Origin of the sequence: Jeotgalicoccus coquinae, from assembly GCF_014207425.1 — a bacterium.
In the GTDB taxonomy this organism is placed as follows: Bacteria; Bacillota; Bacilli; order Staphylococcales; family Salinicoccaceae; genus Jeotgalicoccus; species Jeotgalicoccus coquinae.
This window is the reverse complement of sequence record NZ_JACHFF010000007.1, coordinates 1-2,158: the sequence shown is the minus strand read 5'-3', so window position 1 is coordinate 2,158 and position 2,158 is coordinate 1. Positions and strand designations below refer to the sequence as shown.

The 2,158-nt window shown below is 32.0% G+C and carries 2 protein-coding genes; both read left to right on the top strand.

Annotated features, from left to right (window positions below):
* Positions 1–24 precede the first annotated feature (24 nt).
* Positions 25–954: a protein rep gene (locus tag HNR41_RS11285; protein WP_184284745.1), complete on the top strand. Its 930-nt coding sequence runs from the start codon at positions 25–27 to the stop codon at positions 952–954.
* A gap of 594 nt (positions 955–1,548) precedes the next feature.
* Complete coding sequence (locus HNR41_RS11280) at positions 1,549–1,860, top strand: hypothetical protein (RefSeq protein WP_184284744.1); 312 nt, start codon at positions 1,549–1,551, stop codon at positions 1,858–1,860.
* The last annotated feature ends 298 nt before the right edge of the window (positions 1,861–2,158 follow it).

Genomic DNA, 2,158 nt, shown 5'->3' with positions numbered 1-2,158 from the left:
CTTGAAGAAAGGGTTATTCAATTCATGGAAAAGTATACAGAGAAAAAATTGAGAAATCAACTACTACAAACGTTCATAGGCAAGCATGTTACTGATTCCACACTATTACGAATAAAGGAGTGCAACACATTTATGTTATTTCTTGCTGATAAAACGCTTGAAAAGACGAAGTTGCATGGTGCGAACAGTTGTAAGCATAGATTTTGCCCTGTATGTTCATGGCGTAAGTCGAGAAAGAATGCATTGAAGATTAGTATTCTTATGCAGTATTTAAAAGAGGAAGAAAATAAAGAATTTGTTTTTTTGACGCTTACTGCTCCAAACGTTAAAGCAGATGAACTTGATGATGAGATTCAGCATTACAATAAGTCTTTCAAGCGATTAATGGAACGTAAGGAAGTTAAAGCAGCAGTCAAAGGTTATGTAAGAAAACTTGAAGTGACTTACAACAAAGAACGAGATGATTATCATCCACATTTCCATGTGGTTTTAGCAGTAAATAAAAGTTATTTTACTGATACTAAAGCTTATATAACGCGAAATCGTTGGCTTGAATTATGGCAAAAATCAACGAAAAATCCTTTAATCACACAAGTTGATGTTCGAAAAGTAAAGCACACAGACAATAAAAAAGAAGTATCTGAAATTGCAAAATACAGTGCAAAGGATTCAGATTATCTTCAAAATGAAAAAGTTTTTGATGCATTTTATAACACGCTTTCTGGTAAACGATTGATTGTGTATTCAGGATTATTTAAAGATGCCAGCAGAATGTATGAAAATAAAGAGTTAGAAAAATATAAAGAGATTGATCCAACACAATATATTTTCCAATTATTTTTTCATTGGGGACAAACAGAATATATTCAAACAGAGCAAAAATTGATGACAGAAGAAATGCAGAAAGAAGTAAATAATAAAATGCTGGACGGAGAAAATATTGAGGGGGAGTAACCAAAAGGTTACTCCTTTTTTGATTTCACCCTTGAGGCGGATTTTCCCAGGGGAATGCTCGTTTTTTCGTAAGAAAAATACGTGCGTGTAACTGGGCAGTGTTCTGATATTCAAATAATCAAATCAAGAAAGTATTAAAAAATTAATCTAACTTGAGTTTAAAATGCATTTAAAGCCCAAATAAAGCTCATATACGCTTTTAAACAGGTTTTAGGTATATTTTATCGTGATTTATTCAAATTATCCGTAAGGGCGCACTTATACGTCGTAGACGACGTTTCTTGTGCTTTTTATCGCCTACGCTCAAAATAAGATACAGAGATCTGTTTATGCCGAGAAAACTTTTTGGCTTTGACAGGTCTTAAAATATACTAAGAGCGAAAGCGAAAGTAGTAGCGATAGCTATTAACTTTCGGTTGCAAAAGCTCTTAGATTTTTAAGACCGCAGCGCATCAAAGCCATAAAAGGAAATTGGAATAAAAAATAAATAGTTTTTATTCGAAATATAAGTGTAAAGAAGTATTGGAAGTGTATTTTGCGAAAGGTATAATTATTTTAAATATATTGACTAAAATTAAATTGAGGTGTTCTGTAATGTTTGCGATATTACTTTTGATTATTATTGTTGGATTTATGATTTACAAGAAAGGAAGAGGGGATTCATTTGTTGATTGGATTAGATCACTAGATGTGGTTGTAAGAATTGGTATTTTCTCTGGTATTCTCGGGATTATGTTTAATTTAACAGCTAGTTTATTTATGTCTGGTGATCCATATAGTGAACCATCATTCCCTATGGCTTTTTTAAGTGCGATAGGAGCGCTTTTAATTATTGTGTCTTATTTATGTTTTATATATATATTCATAAGATTTTTATATTATCTCTTGTTCGGAAATAACAATTAAAATTTATGTAATATTAAACGGTTTTTGACCGGTCTTTTCTTATCTTGATACTAAGGGTCATATCTTCGATTTGACCCGAAAGCTCTCTATCCCTTGATACGACTGGTTTAAACACAAAAAAACTTGCATTATCTAGCATAGTATTATAAGTTAGTGGTGTCTAAGCATTAACTAAATACGCTAGGTGCAAGTTTTGTGCCTTTCTTGAAGAAAGGGTTATTCAATTCATGGAAAAGTATACAGAGAAAAAATTGAGAAATCAACTACTACAAACGTTCATAGGCAAGCATGTTACTGA

What these genes read in the sequence shown, in the direction of transcription:
- HNR41_RS11285 (WP_184284745.1), top strand. Translation starts at nt 25, where the DNA reads ATGGAAAAGTATACAGAGAAAAAATTGAGAAATCAACTACTACAAACG.
- HNR41_RS11280 (WP_184284744.1), top strand. Translation starts at nt 1,549, where the DNA reads ATGTTTGCGATATTACTTTTGATTATTATTGTTGGATTTATGATTTAC.